Genomic DNA, 15156 nt, shown 5'->3' with positions numbered 1-15156 from the left:
GAGCAGGACATGGCAACGGTCACCTACGACCACGCGACGCGGGTGTACCCGGGCGCGCAGCGGCCGGCGGTCGACGCGCTCGACCTCACCGTCGAGGACGGCGAGTTCCTGGTGCTCGTCGGCCCGTCCGGCTGCGGCAAGTCCACGTCGCTGCGGATGCTGGCCGGCCTGGAGGACGTCAGCGAGGGCCGGATCCTCATCGGGGACCGCGACGTCACCGAGGTGGCGCCCAAGGACCGGGACATCGCGATGGTGTTCCAGAACTACGCGCTCTACCCGCACATGACCGTGGCCGACAACATGGGCTTCGCCCTGAAGATCGCCGGGATGGGCAAGGCGGCCATCGCCGAGCGGGTGCAGGAGGCGGCGAAGCTCCTCGACCTCGAGGACTACCTCGCCCGCAAGCCGAAGGCGCTCTCGGGCGGTCAGCGCCAGCGCGTCGCGATGGGCCGGGCCATCGTCCGCCAGCCGCAGGTGTTCCTCATGGACGAGCCGCTGTCCAACCTCGACGCCAAGCTGCGCGTGCAGACGCGGACGCAGATCGCGCAGCTGCAGCGCCGGCTCGGGATCACCACCGTGTACGTCACCCACGACCAGGTCGAGGCCATGACGATGGGCGACCGGGTGGCGGTGCTCAAGGACGGCCTCCTGATGCAGGTCGGCCGGCCCCGCGAGCTCTACGACCGTCCGCGCAACGCGTTCGTCGCCGGCTTCATCGGCTCGCCCGCCATGAACCTGTTCACGCTGCCCGTCACCGACGGCGGGGTGCTGTTCGGCGACGTCGTCCACCCGGTCGCCCGCGACGTGCTCGGGCCGGCGGAGGACTCGCAGGTCGTAGTCGGCGTCCGGCCCGAGGACCTCGAGGTCGCCGGGCACGGACTGCCGATCGAGGTCGACGTCGTCGAGGAGCTCGGTGCCGACGCCTACGTCTACGGCCGGACCCGCCTGGGCGACGGTGAGCACGAGATCACCGCCCGCGTCGACGGCCGCCGGCCGCCGGCGCGGGGCGAGGTCCTCACCGTCACGCCGCGCCAGGGCCACGTGCACCTGTTCGACCTCGCCTCGGGGAACCGGCTCGGATGAGCCTGCCGCCCACCGGCGAGCAGTTCGTACTGCGCTCGGGATCGGCCGAGGCCACCGTCGTCGAGGCCGGTGGCGGTCTGCGGACCTACCGGTGCGGGGACCGCGACGTCGTCGACGGGTACGCGGTGGGGGAGCGGGCGGCCAACGCCCGGGGTCACGTCCTCGCGCCCTGGCCCAACCGGCTCGCCGACGGCTGCTGGACCTGGGAGGGCGAGGAGCACCGCACACCGGTCACCGAGCCGGAGAGCGGCACGGCCATCCACGGGCTGGTCCGGTTCGTCGCCTGGCGGCCCGTGGCCCGGGCCGGGGACGCGGTGGAGCTCGAGCACCTGCTGCACCCCCAGCCCGGCTACCCGTTCACCCTGCGCCTGCGGGTCCGGTACGAGCTGGACGCCGGGGGCCTGCGGGTCACCACGACGGCGTCCAACGCGGGGGACCGGCCGTTGCCGTACGGGGAGGGCCACCACCCCTACCTGGCCTCGGCCGCAGGGCTGCGGGTCGACGACTGCACGCTCACCGCGCCGGGCGCGGTACGGCTGCGGGCCGACGACCGGGGGCTGCCCACCGGCAGGGAGCCCGTGCGCGGCACGCCGTTCGACCTGCGCGGCGGTCGGAGGCTCGGCGACCTCGTCCTCGACTCCTGCTTCACCGACCTGGCACGGGGCTCCGACGGCCTGGCCCGGGTGCGGTTCACCCGGCCCGACGGCACGGGCGCGGAGGTCTGGCTGGACGAGGGATACCCCTACCTGCAGCTGTTCACCGGCGACATCGTGCCGGAGCCGCGTCGCCGCCGCGGCCTGGCGGTGGAGCCGATGACCTGCCCGCCGGACGCGCTGCGCACCGGGGAGGGGGTCCGTCGCCTGGCGCCGGGGGAGTCGACGACGTCGACGTGGGGGATCCGGCCCCTGGGCTGAGGCCCGGCGGCGGGCTGGCGGCGCCTCCCTAGACTCGACCGAGGCGCCCGGTCCTCCGGGTGCCGGAACCGAACGAGGAGGGTGCATGGCCGTCCGAGCCATCCGGGGCGCGACCCAGGTCGACGCCGACGACCGGGAGCAAGTGCTCGAGGCGACCCGCGAGCTGGTGAGCACCGTGCTGGAGCGCAACGCGCTGCAGCACGACGACGTCATCAGCATCGTCTTCACCGCCACGCCCGACCTGGTGTCGGAGTTCCCGGCCCTCGCCGCGCGCGAACTCGGGATGGGTGACGTGCCGCTGATGTGCGCCACCGAGATCGCCGTCCCGCACGCCCTGCCGCGGGTCCTGCGGCTCATGGCGCACGTGGAGACCCCGCGGCCGCGCGCCGAGATCCAGCACGTCTACCTCCGCGGTGCGGCGGCCCTGCGCCGGGACATCGCGCAGTGAGGGAAGGACCCCGTCCCCCCCAAGGCTCACAGGCTCGCCTCGGGCCCCTGGACGCGGCCGTGCCGTTCCGCGGGGCGGTGACCCTCGACGGCCCGTCGGGCACCGGCAAGAGCACCGTCGCCCGGGGGGTGGCCGCACGCCTGGGCGCGGCCTACCTGGACACCGGGGCCATGTACCGGGCCGCGACCGTCGCCGTCCTGGACGCCGGCGTGGAGCTCGACGACGCCGAGGCGGTCGCCCGGGTCGTGGCGGGGGCCCGCATCACGGTCGGGACCGGGGCCGGCATCGAGCGGGTGGAGGTCGACGGCGTCGACGTCGCCGTCCGCATCCGGGGCGCCGAGGTCACGCGGGCGGTCTCCGCGGTCTCCGCCGTCCCGGCCGTCCGCCGGCAGCTGGTCGCCCAGCAGCGCGACCTCGTGGGCGCCGCGGACACCGTCGTCGTCGAGGGGCGTGACATCGGCACCGTCGTCCTGCCCGACGCGACGCTCAAGATCTACCTCACCGCAGCACCCGAGGTCCGCGCCCAGCGGCGGGCCGGGCAGCTCGGGGTCACCGACCCCGCGCAGATCGACGCCCTGGCCGCGGACCTCCGCCGGCGGGACGAGTACGACAGCAGCCGGGCCGACAGCCCGCTGCGACCGGCCGCGGACGCCGTGGTCGTGGACAGCAGCGAGCTGAGCCAGCAGGCCGTGGTGGACCGCATCGTGGCGCTGGCCGAGGCCGCGCTGGTGACAGGGGACCGCACATGACGGAGAACCAGGACGGGCCGCTGCCCGTCGTCGCCATCGTCGGACGGCCGAACGTCGGCAAGTCGACGCTGGTCAACCGCATCCTCGGCCGGCGCGCCGCCGTGGTGCAGGACGTCCCGGGGGTGACCCGGGACCGCATCTCCTACGAGGCGCTGTGGAACGGCAAGCGCTTCACCGTCATGGACACCGGCGGCTGGGACCCCAAGGCGACCGGGATCGGCGCCTCGATCACCCGCCAGGCGCAGTTCGCCATGGAGACCGCCGACGTCATCGTGCTCGTCGTCGACAGCCAGGTGGGCGCCACCGACACCGATCTGGCCGCCGCGCGCGTGCTGCGCCGCAGCGACCGGCCGGTGATCCTCGTGGCCAACAAGGTCGACGACGAGCGCAGCGAGGCCAACGTCGCCGAGCTGTGGAGCCTGGGCCTGGGCGAGCCGCAGCCGGTCAGCGCGCTGCACGGCCGCTCCAGCGGCGACCTGCTCGACCTGGTCCTCGACGCGATGCCCGAGGCGCCGCGCGAGCAGGAGCAGGAGGAGGGCCCCCGCCGCGTGGCCCTGGTCGGCCGGCCGAACGTGGGCAAGTCCAGCCTGCTCAACCGGCTGGCCAAGGACGAGCGCTCCGTCGTCGACTCGGTCGCGGGCACGACGGTCGACCCGGTGGACTCCATCGTCACCCTCGGCGGCGAGGAGTGGCGGTTCGTGGACACCGCCGGCCTGCGCCGCAAGGTCAACACCGCCAGCGGCATGGAGTACTACGCCAGCCTGCGCACCGAGGGCGCCATCCAGTCCGCCGAGGTCGCCGTCGTCCTGCTGGCCGCCGACGAGGTCATCAGCGAGCAGGACCAGCGGGTGATCTCCCAGGTCGTCGACGCCGGACGGGCCCTGGTCATCGCCTTCAACAAGTGGGACACCCTCGATGAGGACCGGCACGACCAGCTCGAGCGCGAGGTCGAGCGCGATCTCGCCCGCATCAAGTGGGCCACGCGGGTCAACATCTCCGCCACGACCGGACGGGGCGTCGGCAAGCTGGCCGACCACCTGCGCTGGGCACTGGCGTCGTGGGAGAAGCGCGTCCCCACCGCCGAGCTCAACCAGTTCGTCCGGGCGCTGGTGCAGGAGACCCCGCCGCCGGCGCGCGGCGGCCGGGCACCCAAGATCAAGTACGTGACGCAGGCCGACATCCGCCCGCCGCGGTTCGTCGTCTTCTCCACCGGCTTCCTGGAGGCCGGCTACCGGCGGTTCCTGGAGCGCAAGCTGCGCGAGCAGTGGGGCTTCTCGGGGACGCCGATCGAGGTATCGGTCAAGGTCCGCGAGGGACGGGACAGGGACGGCAAGAAGGGCTGAGGAGGGCCGGCCCGCGCCGGCCCTCCCCACCCCTCAGCTCCGGCGCCCGACGTCGTGCGGAGCGCCCGGGCGGGTCCGCGGCGCGGGCACGTGGACGTCGTCGGCGTCCCCGACCTGCTCGGGCTCGTCCCGGCGGTGCGCCAGGCGGCTGGGCCACCACATCCACCGGCCGATGTCCAACGTCAGGGCGGTCACCAGCACCGACCGCACGACGATCGTGTCCAGCAGCACGCCGAGCGCGACGGCGATGCCGAGCTGGGTGAGGAACGTCAGCGGCAGGGTGCCCAGCACCGAGAACGTCGCGGCGAGCACCAGCCCCGCCGACGTGATCACCCCGCCGGTCGCCGACAGGCCGATCAGCGCCGCCCGCCGGGTGCCGTGGTCGAACGCCTCCTCCCGCACCCGGGTCATGAGGAAGATGTTGTAGTCGATGCCCAGCGCGACGAGGAAGACGAAGACGAACAGCGGGAACGAGCTGTCGGTGGTGCCGACGCCCAGCGTCCAGTCGAAGATCAGCGCGCTGATGCCGAGTGCGGCGCCGTAGGACAGCACCACCGTGCCGATGAGCAGCAGCGGCGCCACGATCGCCCGCAGCAGGACGCCGAGCACGAGCAGCACCACCACCATGATCAGCGGGATGATCACCCGGTTGTCGCGCTGCGACGCCGTCTGGACGTCGAGGTTGACGGCCGTGTTGCCACCGACCACCGCCTCGCCGTCGCCGACGTCGTCGAGGCCGGTGCGCAGCCGCTCGATGGCGTCGTAGGCGGCCTGGCTGTCCGCCGGGTCTGCCAGGGCCGCCTGCACCAGCGCGGCGTCTCCGGTGACCCGCGGCGCCTCGACCCCGCCGATGCCCTCCGTGCCGGCGACGGCGTCGGCCACCTGGTCGGCGTCCTCGGCGGTGGTCAGCACGTAGACCGGGTTGCCCGCGGTCGCGGGGAAGTGCTCGCCCGCCACCTGCTCGCCGGTGATCGACTCCGGGGTGCCGCGGAAGGAGTCGGCCTGGGTCAGCCCCTTGGCGTCCAGGCCGAACATGCCGATGCAGGCGGCCAGCAGCAGCAGGCTCGTGACCACCCAGACGGCCCGCGGACGCGGCCGGATGAGCCCACCCACCCGCGCCCAGATGCCGGTCGCGCTCGGCTCGGGGCTGCCCAGGGCCGGGCGCACCGGCCAGAACACCCAGCGTCCGCAGATGACCAGCAGCGCCGGCAGCAGCGTCATCAGCACGACCAGCGTGACGGCGACGCCGATGGCCGCGACCGGGCCGAGGCCCGCGGTGGAGTTCATGTCCGCGACGGCCAGGCAGAGCATGCCGAGGATCACCGTGCCGCCGCTGGCCAGCACCGCCGGCCCGGCGCGGTGCACCGCCTCGGTCATCGCCTCGTGCCGGTCGGCGTGCAGCCGCAGCTCCTCCCGGTAGCGCGCGACCAGCAGCAGCGCGTAGTCGGTGCCCGCGCCGATGACCAGGACGGTGAGGATGCTGGCGCTCTGCGCGTTCACGGTGAGGTCGGCGTGCCGGGCCAGCAGGGTGATGACGGCCTGCGAGCAGAAGAGCGCCACCACCGCGGAGAAGATCGGCAGGATCCACAGGACCGGGCTGCGGTAGGTGACCAGCAGGATCAGGACGACCACGCCGAGGGCGGCGAACAGCAGCGCCCCGTCGATGCCCTCGAACGCCTCGGAGGAGTCGGCCGCGTTGCCCGCCGGGCCGGTGACCCAGGTCCGCAGGCCGTCGGGCCCGTCGCCGGCGATCTCGCGCACGTCGTCCACGAGCGGCGCTATCGCCTCCCATCCGCCGTCGCCCATGTCCAGGGGCACCACCAGCTGCGCCGCCTGCCCGTCCTCGGACGGGATCGGCCCGCTGATGTCGCCGGCGAGCGCGTCGAGCCGGCCGAAGGCGGCCGCGTCCTCCTCGACGGCGGCGAGGTCGGCGGCGGTGAGTCCCTCGGTCCGCTCGTAGACGACGACGGCGGGGATGACATCGGGATCGGAGCCCAGCTCGGTCTGCCGCTCGAGCGCCAGCGTGGACTCGGCGTCGCCGGGCAGCCACGAGGAGACCTCGTTGTCCTGCTCGTCGGTGAGTGCCCCGGCCAGCGGGCCGGAGGCGGCGGCCAGAACCAGCCAGAGGACGAGGATGACCCACTTGAGCCGGCGATGGCTCACCCGGGATGCGAACGACCTACCCATGACGAATGTCCCTCCGGCACCCGTGGTGCCCTGGTCGAGGAGGATGTCGGCGCCCCGTGCGCAGCAGGCTGGCACGGCCGCCGAGCGATGTCACCGGGTTTGACGGCGCGGGCGGGCGGAACTGAGCGGGGGGCGCGGATCGGTGCGCGGGGGTGCGGTAATCTTCCGGGGCGGTCGTCGCGCGCCCCGGGGTTCCGGGCCAGTGCGACGGAGCGCGGGCTGTAGCGCAGCTTGGTAGCGCACTTGACTGGGGGTCAAGGGGTCGCAGGTTCAAATCCTGTCAGCCCGACAGAGAAACTGCAGGTCAGAGGCGGGTCGGCTGTCAAGTCCGGCCCGCCTCTTGCGTGAGTACAGCAACGGGTACAGCAACGCGGCCGGGGCGCAGCAACGGTCACCAGCGGAGTGCCTCGCCGAGCCGGTCTGCCGCCTCGCGCTGCTGGCCGGGACCGACGTGGCTGTAGATGTCCGCCGTGATGGCGTAGGACGCGTGACCGAGGTGCTCTTGGACGACCTTGGTATGCGTCCCGGCGGCCAGAAGAAAGCTCGCCGCCGAGTGCCGCAGCGTGTGCAGGTGGACGTCGGCCAGACCGGCACGCTGGGCCAGCTGCTCGAACCGCCGCAGGACGTTGCGGGGCTCAAGCGGGGTCCCGATCTCCGTGGTGAAGACCAGGCCGCCGTCCCGCCACGTGCCGGCGGCCGAGCGCCGCTCATCCTCCTGTCGGCCGCGGTGTGCCCCCCGGCCACCGAAGCGGTAGCCGTCGACGGCGATCAGCAGCACCGGTTCGACTGGGCGAAGCGGTCGAGCTCACCCCCAGGCCGGGCAAGACGTAGGGCTCGACGGTGAACCGGTACAGCCGCTTGGGTTCCCAGGCCAGAACGCTCTCCTTCCTTTACGCGCCTTCGGGCAGCTGCGGTAGCGGTCATTCCGTCGGGGCGCCGGCTCCGGCAGCGGAGAAGAACAGGCATCAGCCGCCTGAGCCCGTCGCCCCACCGGGGGACGACGGGCTCAGTGCCGACGGGCTCAGTGCCGACCTCAGGCGGCGTGACCGCCCGAGGCGAGCCGGGCACGGGTAACCGTGTAGGTGGCCGTTCCGGGATTGATCGCCACCTCGACGACCTTGCCGTCGGCGACGAGCCGAACCTTCCCGGCGTGGGTGGCGCTCACCTCGAGCGTGACGTTCTGCCGGGGGTCGAGACCGGCCCGGCGCGCGTCGAGGGTGGCGGACCCGACGTTGGTGAGGGTCGCCACGAGCGTGTTGGCCTTCGGGATCGTGGGCGTCGGCCCCCACGTGCGGCTGATCTCGTCGTAGGGCAGGGGCGTCGTGCCGGTCGCCGTGCCTCGCTTGCTCGTGGGGTCACCCACGCCGGTGGCGTGGCTGTGCACGTCGACGACGGCCTCCGGGAGGGGGGAGCCCACGGCCGGGTCGGCCAGCCGGACGCCGGAGACCCAGTAGGCGTGGTCATGCACGAGCCCGAGCGCCCGGTCGTCGGCCGCTGGCGTGTACCCGAACGTGACGTGAGCGGGGTCGCGCACCACCCGCGAGTCGCCGAAGAACGACACCGCCTGGGGAAGGTTGTAGCTGAGCAGCGCGAGGGTGAGGTGCTCGGCGGTCGGGAACGTCTGGAACCGGAACCGGTAGCCGAGCGAGTCGAAGCTCTGGAGACCCGAGGGACCGGCGGCACCGACGTTTTGCTGCGTCGGGCCGGCGATGGGGACGAGCTCGTCGAGGACGGCGGCGATGTTGAGGAACGGGATGTGGCGGACGTTCTCCAGCCACTGGTTCGTCAGGGTTTCGATGCCGCCGGTCGGCGCGGCCGGCGGGACCCAGATGCCGTCACCGGGCGGGCCGACGACCGTCATGGCCTTGCCGAACAGGTCCGGGTAGAGCGTTGCGAACCGGTAGGTGCCGTAGCCGCCCATCGAGTACCCGGTGAGCGCCACCCGGTCCGGGTCGAGCGCGAAGTGCGCGGCGACGTCGTTCCAGACCTCGAAGACATCGTATTCGGCCTCGTGCTGGTACCAGCCGTCCTCGCCCCGGGCATGCGGTGTGGCCACGAGGTTCGACCGCTGCTCGCCGAGCTGCTGCACCCCGGTCGAGCCGTTGTACTGCCAGTGGTTCTCGCCGAGCGAGTGCAGGTCCAGCGTGAAGCCGGCGGGCGTCGCCGCGTCGTAGCCGGTGGGCACGTACAGCGAGTACGGCTGGAGCTGGCCCAGCGTGGCGGGGAAGCCTTCGAGGTTCTTGCCCTCGCCCCGGTCGAGGCGGCTCGGCAAGAAGCGGACCATCGTCCCCGAAGTGGGGACCGTCGTGCGGTCGACGCCGGCGTCCAGGGCGGCGAAGTCGATGTCGTGGGCGAAGCGGGCTGGCGCGTCGTCGGCCAGGGCGGCGGCCTGGGCCTCGTCCGGGGCGGCCGACGACCGGAGGATGGGCTCGTCGAAGCGGAACCCCAGGTTGAAGATGGCGGAGGGGTCGGTGTCGACTAGGTTGGCACCGCCGGGATGGGTCGTGGTGGCGACCGCCCCCGGACGCAGCCAACCGCCCGTGCCCGGGTCGTGCAGGCCGACGGCGAGCGTCGCCCGCCAGCTGCCACGGGGGTCGGCGACCGTGCGCGGGACCGACACCGTGATCTGGTTGGCCTCGAGGTCGACGCGTGCGGCGACCGGCGTCGACGTCCACGTCATGCCGTTCCAGCGGCTCCACTCCGCGCCGGTGCCCCACGTGGTCAGCACGGCGTCGGTCCCCGGGAACGGCGAGCCGGGACGGCGGGGGAGCGTGGCCGAGCCGGTTTCCGCGTTCCGGTCGGTGTCGAATGCGAGAGCGACGATCGTCGTATCGGACTCGACGAGCGCGTTGAGCGTGAAGCGATAGGCGACCTCGTCGGCTTCTGCCGCCATCCGGAGCTCGACGAGGTCGGCGGCGTTGCCGGCGAAGCGGGCCTGGTCGGTCGGGTAGGTGAGCCTGGCGCCGGCGCCGGTGTCGTCGTAGAGGTGATCGGTGTAGGAGTACTCGCCGTCGGCGTAGCGCTCGGTTCCCGAGACCCGGTCGTACGGCTGGCGGAAGCGGTCGTCTCGGTTCTCGAGCTGGGGCGCGCGTGGCGCCGGCGCGTACAGCACGTCCGGGCCAGGACGTGCTCCGCTCGAGACGGTCGGCAGTGACGTCGCGATCGAGGCATCCGCCGGCGGCGCCGTCGTCACCCCCAACCCGCTCGCGACCATGGCCAGCACGGCCACGCCCGCCCCTGTACGGATCGTTGATCCAGGCATTCGAACCCCGTTCGGCGGTCTTGGCCGCTCGACGCGGTTGCGCAGCGACTACACGAATCTTTCTGTGCCCGAACCTTCGCCGCAACCGCTGCTCGATGCACATGCGCTGGTCGCGCCCACGGACCGGCCGGTCACGTGCCCATGGGGATCGACAACGATCGGACCACCTTCGATGCTGCTGATGCTCTCGGTCACCCACCGCCCGACGACGCAACCACGGGGGATCTTCTAGATACCTGATTTTTCGGTGTGCCCGCGCGCAAGGTGGCCCCGGCCACGGGTCGGTGCCTTGACTCCTCGACCTGGGCGACGCGACCGAGCGTGAGGGAGAAGTACAGCAACCGCTACAGCAACGCGGTGTGGACGTGGGCGGATGAGTGCGAACCCGAGCGGACGCGGCAGCCGTCTGACCTGCGGAAACGGCCGAGTACGAACAGGCACGAACCCGACGAATGTGACTGGGGGTCAAGGGGTCGCAGGTTCAAATCCTGTCAGCCCGACAGCGAAGCCGAAGGTCAGAGGCGGGTCGATCATCACGGTCGACCCGCCTCTCGCACGAGTACAGCAAACGGGTTCGAGTACAGCCACGGTCACGGGGTCGGGCCGATCGACGTCGGCCCGACCCGGGCGGGCCGACGTTCAGGCGGCGGGACGCACGGAGGAGCCTGCGCCGACCTTGTCGCCGGGCAGCTCGAGGTCCGCGGCCACCGGCAGGTGGTCGGACCCGGTGGTGCTCAGCACGGCTGCGGTCCGGGCCACCACGTCGTCGGTGTGCATGACGTAGTCGATCCGGGCGTAGGGGTTCGTCGCCGACAGGGTGTAGCCGTTCCCAACTCCGGCCTCGGCCCAGGCGTCCACGAGATCCTCGGTGATGGCCGCGATCTCGGGGGTGTCCGGCCGGGCGTTCAGATCGCCGGTCAGCACCACCGACTCCTGGGGCATGCCGATGACCTCCCGGATGGCCGCAATCTGGGCGATGCGCTCCTGCTGGCTGTTGTGCTGCAAGTGGGTGGTGAACACGCGCACCGGGACGCCGCGGACCGTGACCAGCGCCTCCAACAGGCCCCGCTGCTCGAGGTTGCCGGTGCGCGGCAGGAGCGTGTTCTGCCACTCGTGGATCGGCGCGTCGGAGAGGATCGCGGTGCCGTACTGGCGCCGCGGCTCACCGGGGTTGAGCGGGTCACGGTCCAGGTTGGCGCCGTAGACCACGTGCATGTGGAGCATGCGGGCGAGCTCCTGGGCCTGGTCGGCGAAGGCGCTGCGCTCGCTCCAGTGCCGGTCCACCTCCTGCAGGCCGACGATGTCGGCGTCGGAGTCCCGGATCTCCGCGGCGATGCGGGTCAGGTCGAGGCGGTCGTCCGGCCCGGCGCCGTGGTGGATGTTGTAGGACATGACGCGGACCGGCCGGTCGGGAGCAGAGGGCCCGGCCGGGCCGGGGCCGGCCGCGGCGGGGGCGGCAAGGCCGGCAGTGATGAGACCGGCCGCGAGTAGCGGGATGGTCAGCTTGCCGGCGAAGCGGCGCAGGGCAGCGGAACGAGAGCGCACGGGACCTCCAGGCGGAGTGGCAGGGATGCCCCTACGGAAGCGCGGCGAGGTGTCCGCCGTCGTGCCGGTGCCGGTCCCTCCGGTGAACCTCAGGCGTTCAGGGCCAGACGCCCGAAGCGCCCGCCGCCGGCCGGGGCCCGCCTGGCAGCGCGGACCGGGCGAAAAGCATGCCGTCCTCCTCGAGGACGGACCGCAGGCGCAGCCGGTCCGCCGTCGAGAGGTGTCCGCCAGCACCGATTCTCCCCATCGGCCGGATCGGGGGGCGGGATCGAGAGGTCGAACGGGTCGAGGACGCCTGCGGTGACCGCCCAGTGCAGCGACTGTGGCCCTTCTCGCACGGCACCTGCCCCGACCCGAGGTCGGCGAGCCGGTCGAGCACCAGCCCCGGTCGCCGATCCCCGAGCGGGACATGCGCAGGAACGTGTCTCCCGAGCCGCCGCAGGGACGAACATGGGTGGATGGCCAACCCGACCGGGACGTACCGAGTGCGACAGGCGTCAGCCGAGGATCTGCCAGCCGTTCTCGAGGTGCTGGCGCAGAATCAGGCGATCGCCCCAGAACAGGCGTCGCCTCGGCCGCATATTCCGTCCGGGCCGGAGCGCGTCAGCTGGGAACGCATGGCGGCTACCCCGGACCTCACCGTCTACCTGGCGTTCCACTCCCTGACGGATGGGGAAGGAGCAGAGCAGGAGCACCCGGTGGGCACGGCCGCGATGGTGCTCATGCCTCACCTCACCTACGACTGCCACCCGTCCGCGTTCATCGAAGCAGTCGTGGTCGCCTACGCCCACCGCCGTCGCGGCGTGGCGCGATCGCTCGTGCAGCAAGCGCTCGACGACGCCCGCGCCGCTTCCTGCCGGAAGGTGCAGCTGCTTTCTCACAAGCGCCATGCTGACGACGGCGCGCACGAGCTGTACCAGCGACTTGGCTTCACTGCAGAAGCCGAAGGCTTCCGCCTCTACCTCTAGCTCCGACTGAGGTGGAGCAGCAGCGCACGCTCATCTCCGGAGGCCCCTCAGCGGACGCCGCAGGACTTCGGTGACCGAACCCGTTGCGGCGACGTCCGCACGGCACAGGAGCTGCCTGGCCGGTGTCCCGCAAGGGATGGCGGTCTCAACAGGTCAACGCACCACACGTTGATGCGGTTCTGTACCGGTGGTCGTGACGTGCGGACCGGATCAACCCCGCCGCGTTCGGTGGTTCGGTAGTCCGGTGGAGCGGGCCACGTTGAGCAGGGCGGCACAGGTCGTAGGCGATGTGCTTCCCGGCCCGCAGAAGAGCCCCACGAACTACTTCTCGTGGGGCGGAGGAGAGCTTGAGCTGTTGCCTGGCAGGCGACCCTCGGCCGCCTTGCGGCGATGACGTCACGGGTGTGGGTTGGTGCAGGTCAGAGTCGCCGATAGTAGGCAGTCGTATCGCTGCTGGACCGGCCATCGAGAGTCTCGAGGTGCCGCCGTATCGGTGAATCCGAGCTTGCGGTAGAAGCCGATCGCGTCGTCGTCCGTCTGCGCAGAGATTGCCAGCCCAGGGTGTCTGCGCTGTAGCTCGTGCACCAGGCTGGATCCGATGCGCATGCCGCGCCGCGACTCGGCAGTCGCGATGTACTTCATGACCACCTGTGAGTCGCCTTGGTCGTACGCGACGAAACCGACCACCACGCCATCCGCCACGATGCCAGCCACCGCGAGACGTGGCAGGTGATTGGCGCGGATGCGGCGCAGCGAGAGATCGTCTGCCTCCGTTGCGAGCCACAGAAGATGCAGGAACTGCGGCGATTCGAGATCAGACCGACTCAGATCGCGAACGTCCATACGTGATGCTCCCAAATCCGCCTCCACCCATGCGTCCGCAAACCGATCGCCTCGTGGGCCTGTCTGTGGAGGTGCGCCATGGCGGCGATGCTGATCGGCTACGCAAGGGTGCCGACCGACGCCCAAGATCTCACCGGCCAATGCGATGGGCTATTCGCGCTCAGGGTCGAATCGGGTCGCCTCCATGTCGACCACGGCTTGACCGGCTGTCAGCCCGACATCTGTGGTCTGTCCATCGTCCGGGGGTGTGATCCCGTCGTCACCGCGTCCCGGCCGGCGCACCCGCCGGCTCGGACAGCGGGGTGGCCCCGCGCCGCGGTGCGTGCTCGTCCCCGGTGGTGCCCGCCGCGGTTCCCGGCCCCGGGGAGGGCGGGCCCTCCACCGCCTGACCGAGGGGCTCCAGCGGGTGCAGGCGCAGGTATTCGACGACGCGGTAGGTCACCGCCGTGACCGGGACGGCCAGCAGCGCTCCTGCGATCCCGAACAGCAGCCCGCCGGCCGTCACCGCGAGCAGGATGACGGCGGGGTGGAGGTTCAGCGCCCGCCCCATGATCAGTGGCTGCAGCAGGTTGCCCTCGACCTGCTGGACGACGAGGACCACCACCAGCACGATGATCGCGTCGGTCATGTCGTTGGTGACGAGGGTGACGAGCACGGCCACGGCCCCGCTCACGGTCGCACCCAGCAACGGGATGAAGGCTCCGACGAACGTGAGCAGGGTCAGCGAGATCCACAGGGGGACGCCGAGGATCAGCAGCGCCGCGCCGATGCCGACGGCGTCGATGAGCGCGACGACGACGACCCCGCGCACGTAGCTGGCCAGGGTGTCCCAGGCCGAGCGACCGGCACCGTCGACCTGCTCCCGCCGGCGGGCGGGAACGCGCTCCAGCACCCACGCCCACATGGCGGCGCCGTCCTTGAGCAGGAAGAACACGAGGAAGGCGACCAGGATCATCCCGCCCAGCGCGGTCACCGCCATGCGGGCGCCCGCCGTGGGGCTGGGGCTGGCCTGGTAGAGGAAGCTGACGATCTGGTTGCGGATGTCGGCCACCTGCTGGGGGTCCAGGCCGAGTGGACCTTCGATGGCCCAGACGCGGATGCGGTCGATCCCGGCGGCCAGGGGTCTGGTCAGGTCTCGCAGGGCGGTGGCGGCACGGAAGCCGACGAGGAAACCGATGCCCAGGATGACGGCGACGAGCGTGAGCACCGCCAGGAGCGCGGAGGGCGCGTCGGGCATCCCGCGGCGTCGCAGCGCGTGCGAGATGGGTGCGGCCAGTGCGGCGAGGAGCACGGCGAGCGCCACGGCAAAGGTGACCAGCGGCAGCCGGAGCACCAGCCAGAACGCCAGCCAGCCCATCGCGGCGAGCGCGAGGACGGCTCCGCTGACGGCCAGCACGTGCACCGTCCAGCGCGGTGCACCGGGACCGAGCCCGCGCTGCCGTGGCGCGGCCTGCGCGTCGGCCACGACGGTGCCGGGGCGACCAGGCGTTCCGTCGCCGTCGGGCGCCGGGGCTCTCTCCTCGCCTCCGCCGGCGGCGGCGGTCGGCCGGTCCCGCCCGCCGTCCAGCCCGCGTTCCTCGGACATGCACGGCTCCTGCCTGCCTTGCCGGCCTGTCAACCGGTCGTCATCCTGTTCCAGCGGGCTCCATGCCCCAAACCACGCGGCTCGGACGGTAGTGGCCCGGATGTCAGCCGATCGTCATGGACGAGGCCGATCGGGCGGGGGGCACCGCAGCGGACCGCGGGAATGCGGGCATTGCGACTTGGTGTCGGAAGCGGCCGGGCCGGGATGGCGTCGGGCCGGCGGGGCACCG

12 protein-coding genes and 1 tRNA gene are annotated in these 15156 nt (G+C 72.2%); 7 read left to right on the top strand and 6 right to left on the bottom strand.

What is annotated here, in order from left to right:
* Positions 1 to 9: 9 nt before the first annotated feature.
* From RM425_RS14510 to der, 5 genes are all read left to right on the top strand, one after another.
* The gene (locus RM425_RS14510) at positions 10 to 1083 is read left to right on the top strand and encodes an ABC transporter ATP-binding protein (protein ID WP_311345928.1); all 1074 of its coding nucleotides are present in this window, start codon (positions 10 to 12) and stop codon (positions 1081 to 1083) included.
* The gene (locus tag RM425_RS14505) at positions 1080 to 1997 is read left to right on the top strand and encodes an aldose 1-epimerase family protein (protein WP_311345927.1); all 918 of its coding nucleotides are present in this window, start codon (positions 1080 to 1082) and stop codon (positions 1995 to 1997) included. Before RM425_RS14510 ends, RM425_RS14505 begins: the two co-directional genes overlap by 4 nt.
* A gap of 85 nt (positions 1998 to 2082) precedes the next feature.
* Positions 2083 to 2445 carry a chorismate mutase gene (gene aroH, locus RM425_RS14500; RefSeq protein WP_311345926.1) on the top strand — a complete coding sequence of 121 codons (363 nt, stop codon included), beginning with the start codon at positions 2083 to 2085 and terminating at the stop codon, positions 2443 to 2445.
* Between the two features lie 59 nt (positions 2446 to 2504).
* Entirely contained in the window at positions 2505 to 3194 is a 690-nt protein-coding gene (cmk, locus tag RM425_RS14495) for a (d)CMP kinase (protein ID WP_311345925.1), read from the top strand.
* On the top strand, positions 3191 to 4537 hold the full coding sequence (gene der, locus RM425_RS14490; RefSeq protein ID WP_311345924.1) for a ribosome biogenesis GTPase Der: 1347 nt from the start codon (positions 3191 to 3193) through the stop codon (positions 4535 to 4537). The genes cmk and der overlap by 4 nt, the downstream gene beginning before the upstream one ends.
* A gap of 33 nt (positions 4538 to 4570) precedes the next feature.
* Here der and RM425_RS14485 read toward each other — a convergent pair whose 3' ends face one another.
* Positions 4571 to 6724, bottom strand: coding sequence for an MMPL family transporter (locus RM425_RS14485; RefSeq protein ID WP_311345923.1), 2154 nt, complete (start codon positions 6722 to 6724; stop codon positions 4571 to 4573).
* A gap of 215 nt (positions 6725 to 6939) precedes the next feature.
* Between RM425_RS14485 and RM425_RS14480 the strand changes: the two genes are divergently transcribed.
* A tRNA-Pro gene (locus RM425_RS14480) sits at positions 6940 to 7013 on the top strand.
* 102 nt (positions 7014 to 7115) lie between these two features.
* On the opposite strand, the gene RM425_RS14475 is transcribed toward RM425_RS14480, so the two are convergent.
* The 3 genes from RM425_RS14475 to RM425_RS14465 form a co-directional block, all read right to left on the bottom strand.
* The gene (locus tag RM425_RS14475; protein ID WP_311345922.1) at positions 7116 to 7502 is read right to left on the bottom strand and encodes a tyrosine-type recombinase/integrase; all 387 of its coding nucleotides are present in this window, start codon (positions 7500 to 7502) and stop codon (positions 7116 to 7118) included.
* Between the two features lie 255 nt (positions 7503 to 7757).
* Entirely contained in the window at positions 7758 to 9953 is a 2196-nt protein-coding gene (locus tag RM425_RS14470; protein WP_311345921.1) for a prolyl oligopeptidase family serine peptidase, read from the bottom strand.
* A gap of 672 nt (positions 9954 to 10625) precedes the next feature.
* Positions 10626 to 11531, bottom strand: coding sequence for an endonuclease/exonuclease/phosphatase family protein (locus RM425_RS14465; protein ID WP_311345920.1), 906 nt, complete (start codon positions 11529 to 11531; stop codon positions 10626 to 10628).
* Positions 11532 to 11989: 458 nt separating this feature from the next.
* Here RM425_RS14465 and RM425_RS14460 point away from each other — a divergent pair, with 458 nt between their 5' ends.
* On the top strand, positions 11990 to 12499 hold the full coding sequence (locus RM425_RS14460) for a GNAT family N-acetyltransferase (RefSeq protein ID WP_311345919.1): 510 nt from the start codon (positions 11990 to 11992) through the stop codon (positions 12497 to 12499).
* 396 nt (positions 12500 to 12895) lie between these two features.
* On the opposite strand, the gene RM425_RS14455 is transcribed toward RM425_RS14460, so the two are convergent.
* Both RM425_RS14455 and RM425_RS14450 read right to left on the bottom strand, forming a co-directional pair.
* Complete coding sequence (locus RM425_RS14455; protein ID WP_311345918.1) at positions 12896 to 13342, bottom strand: GNAT family N-acetyltransferase; 447 nt, start codon at positions 13340 to 13342, stop codon at positions 12896 to 12898.
* Positions 13343 to 13601: 259 nt separating this feature from the next.
* A complete protein-coding gene (locus RM425_RS14450) occupies positions 13602 to 14927 on the bottom strand; it encodes an AI-2E family transporter (RefSeq protein ID WP_311345917.1) in 1326 nt (441 codons plus the stop codon).
* Positions 14928 to 15156 lie beyond the last annotated feature (229 nt).

This window comes from Blastococcus goldschmidtiae (assembly GCF_031845325.1).
Lineage (GTDB): Bacteria > Actinomycetota > Actinomycetes > Mycobacteriales > Geodermatophilaceae > Blastococcus > Blastococcus goldschmidtiae.
Note: the sequence above shows the minus strand (reverse complement) of the source record. Positions and strands in the feature narration are given on the sequence as shown.

Bases quoted from the DNA above. Each gene is read 5' to 3' on its own strand.
- RM425_RS14455 (WP_311345918.1), bottom strand. From the start codon at position 13,342: ATGGACGTTCGCGATCTGAGTCGGTCTGATCTCGAATCGCCGCAGTTC.
- RM425_RS14450 (WP_311345917.1), bottom strand. From the start codon at position 14,927: ATGTCCGAGGAACGCGGGCTGGACGGCGGGCGGGACCGGCCGACCGCC.
- RM425_RS14485 (WP_311345923.1), bottom strand. From the start codon at position 6,724: ATGGGTAGGTCGTTCGCATCCCGGGTGAGCCATCGCCGGCTCAAGTGG.
- aroH (WP_311345926.1), top strand. From the start codon at position 2,083: ATGGCCGTCCGAGCCATCCGGGGCGCGACCCAGGTCGACGCCGACGAC.
- RM425_RS14460 (WP_311345919.1), top strand. From the start codon at position 11,990: ATGGCCAACCCGACCGGGACGTACCGAGTGCGACAGGCGTCAGCCGAG.
- RM425_RS14505 (WP_311345927.1), top strand. From the start codon at position 1,080: ATGAGCCTGCCGCCCACCGGCGAGCAGTTCGTACTGCGCTCGGGATCG.
- RM425_RS14510 (WP_311345928.1), top strand. From the start codon at position 10: ATGGCAACGGTCACCTACGACCACGCGACGCGGGTGTACCCGGGCGCG.
- der (WP_311345924.1), top strand. From the start codon at position 3,191: ATGACGGAGAACCAGGACGGGCCGCTGCCCGTCGTCGCCATCGTCGGA.